Source organism: Methanospirillum sp. (assembly GCF_035560735.1).
Lineage (GTDB): Archaea > Halobacteriota > Methanomicrobia > Methanomicrobiales > Methanospirillaceae > Methanospirillum.
The window spans coordinates 1-3,137 of the sequence record NZ_DATMYY010000078.1 but is presented as its reverse complement, the minus strand read 5'-3'; the positions used below and the strand labels follow the sequence as shown (position 1 = coordinate 3,137).

The 3,137-nt window shown below is 41.4% G+C and carries 3 protein-coding genes; 1 reads left to right on the top strand and 2 read right to left on the bottom strand.

Annotated features, from left to right (window positions below; genetic code table 11):
• Positions 1 to 26: 26 nt before the first annotated feature.
• Positions 27 to 449, top strand: coding sequence for a winged helix-turn-helix transcriptional regulator (locus tag VN429_RS02250; RefSeq protein ID WP_325629337.1), 423 nt, complete (start codon positions 27 to 29; stop codon positions 447 to 449).
• Between the two features lie 230 nt (positions 450 to 679).
• Here the strand turns inward: VN429_RS02250 and VN429_RS02245 are convergent, their stop codons facing one another.
• Together VN429_RS02245 and VN429_RS02240 are read right to left on the bottom strand one after the other, a co-directional pair.
• The gene (locus VN429_RS02245) at positions 680 to 2,284 is read right to left on the bottom strand and encodes a tetratricopeptide repeat protein (protein WP_325629335.1); all 1,605 of its coding nucleotides are present in this window, start codon (positions 2,282 to 2,284) and stop codon (positions 680 to 682) included.
• A gap of 113 nt (positions 2,285 to 2,397) precedes the next feature.
• Complete coding sequence (locus VN429_RS02240; protein WP_325629333.1) at positions 2,398 to 3,093, bottom strand: DNA alkylation repair protein; 696 nt, start codon at positions 3,091 to 3,093, stop codon at positions 2,398 to 2,400.
• Positions 3,094 to 3,137: the final 44 nt, after the last annotated feature.

The window sequence follows — 3,137 nt, the reverse complement described above, 5'->3', positions numbered from 1 at the left end:
GTATAGTAAGTAACTCTACTTGCACTATGAACCAGAAATTAAACGGGTATCACTGCCCGGTTGAAGCTGCACTTGTGGTTATTGGTGGAAAATGGAAAGCGCTTATCATTTGGCAGCTTAAATCCGGAACTCTGCGTTTTACAGAATTAATGGATCGTCTTCCCATGGTCACCCCCAGGATGATGACAAAACAACTGCGTGAGCTCGAACAGGATGCTGTTATTACGAGGACCGTATATCCTGAAGTCCCTCCACGCGTTGAATATGCATTGGCACCTCTCGGAAAATCGGTTGTGCCAGTTCTGGACTCACTCTGCGTATGGGGTGCAGAATATCTCACAAGCCATGGGTGCCCTATTCAAAAGAAAACCTGTAAAAACCAGGGTCCTAAATCAGTACTGCGAGAACCAGATCTTCAAGAAGAACCCGTAATAAAACGCCGGGTGTAAAGGCGTACATAGATTTATATTACACAGATCTGGGCACTAACCTGATTATATTCTGTGCCCATCACACTGAAGATAACAGACATTGGCATCCCAGAACTCATCACGATTAACTTCAGGCTCCCAGTTTTTACCAGAGGGGCTGATACAGGATGTGATTCTAATTCAGACGTAATAATATTGAATCTTTCACCGATAATGTTCGACGAAGCCATGTGATGTCAACCTGTAACTTATTCAGGAGTCATCTCTAAAAGGTTCCGTGCCTTTTTCTCATCCTCATCAGCCTCCTTTTCTCTTCCAAGAGCACGAAGAATAATCGCTCTTTGATCAAAAGCCCTGGGTTCATCCTCTGATCGCCTTATGGCTTCTTCAATATCCATAAGGGCAGTATCATACTGCTTCCAATCAAGATGAATCCGTGATTTCATGATCCATGCTGCCGAATGTTCAGGATAATGTGAACAGACTAAATCAAAGTACCTCAATGCCTCTTCATGACGAGATAACTGGTAGAGAGCAATACCCTTATTCATGAGTGTAATCCCGTCATCAGGGTTTATCCATAAGGCACGGTCCAGGTACTGCAGGCCTTCCTCAAACCTTCCAAGATCCAGAAGACAACGACCTTTCTGGATAAGGTAACTCATATTGTCAGGTTGTGCCTGAACTGCAATGTCAAAATTCTGAAGTGCATCTTCAAGTAAATCCTTTGATTGATTCCTTTCATAAAGAGCAAGCAGAGTGACACCTTTATTGTATGATATTTCATCATCATTTGTGTTGATAGAAAGAAGGTGATCAAAGACCTGCAATGCTTTTTCATATTGAGATGATTTCAGGTAACTCATACCTGCAGTTCTCAATGTTGAAAATGCCAACTCATCCTCGCCTGAATTCATAAGGAACTCAGCCTTTCTCTCCATCGCATCCCCAAAAAACCGATCTTGAACAGGGACCTGCCCATATGCTTCTAATGCCTGAGCACTCTGACCTGCCGCCTCAAGTATGGCACCTTTCTTCATCAGGATGAGGCCTAGTCTCATTGGCTCATCTGAAGAGTTCAAATATGACTGATTATATGCTGATATCGCTTCATCATTTCTTCCAAGACTTTCAAGTATCCCGGCTTTGTTGAACCACATAGCTGCCTGATCTGGTTTTATCGCAAGTGCATGTTCACAAGCATCAAGTGCTTCAACCAGAACCTCTCCATTATTCAATCCGGTAGAAATCAAAATGGAGACTTTCAATTGCCATGCATCATAATAATCAGGTTTGATTGATATTGCCTTTTCAATATAGGACAAGGTTTCTTGCATCAGGTCAGGCATCTCATGATATGAAGCCTGTCCAAAGAGAGAAAGGGCCCGATTCATGAATTCTTTTGCCTGATCTTCGTTAATATCATTATCAGAAAGCACAGAACCTGAAGATACATAATTTGGCGCCTGTATTATTGATGTTTCAGTCATTACAGGTTCGATCGTCTGCATCTGCGCTTTATCCAATATGGTCTGAGAAGAAAACCTATTAATTTCTTTTGAGTCTCCAGACTTGCCCTCAACCAGAGGATGTATCCTGATTCCGCCAAACCGCTTAGTCTTGGCTCGATCAAGGTTTTTCAGATAGGTTTTATTAGCACCATCAAACTGGAGAGCATTCTCAAAACATACCACAGACTGCTCATTATCTCCAGTTTTAGACAAAGCCACACCAAGAGCATTCCAGGCCTTATGGTTGGTAGATTCTACAATAGTTACTGCATGCAGCTTCTCAACTGCTTCGGCATACCGTCCTTCTTTATAAAGTCTAATACCTTCCTGGAATGTACTCATTTCAGTTGTATAAGTTGATTAGATTCATCAATGATTATCATATCGCTGATAGCAATAGGCAAGACCACTATTATACTAATTAATACATGAATTAATGTATTCCAGTATCCCAGTTACCAGTCTTTTTGCATAGCAAGTTTTCGAAGATCTGCAGGCATCAATTCGATCGCATACCTTAGCGAGGTACGTGGCATCTTCTGCTTATTCTTCATGACATACTCAAAAATAATCTGCTGGTGCTTGCGACTCGCCTCCTTTAGGAGCCACCCATAGCCTTTTTGGACCATATCATCTTCATCAGTGAGTAACAGGTCTGCAATCCTAATAGCTTCTTCTAGAAATTTCCCATGTTTTGCTGGAATAATCAGTGACACTGCAGCAGCCCTTCTCATCCAACGATTATCTGATGTAGTCCACGCGATTAGTTCAGTAATACATTCGGGATATGCATCAACCAGGTCTCCTACAGCATGATTACAGAAACTATCACACATAGCCCAGTTGGATATATATGTAGAAACCCAGGACCTAATTATCGGCATATCTGCAGGAGTAAGTTGACTGGATATAGTTGCCATCCAATTTGAAACAATAAAGGCATCCTCCATATAACCCGAGGAATACAATTCTTGACAAAGAGTAAAAATCTCTTGCTTTTCCCTATTTTTGATTTCGCCCCAATACTTCTTAGCAATTTTTCCGACAACGGCGCTTTTTACCCCATAGCACCGAATATCCTCCTTAAAAAATCTTTTTGCTCCTTTCTGTATCTCTTCCTGACTATTTTTCATAAGGTCATTTCTGACCATCTCAATAATCGGATCCACAAAAAACATTGGAAGGGATAAATGAT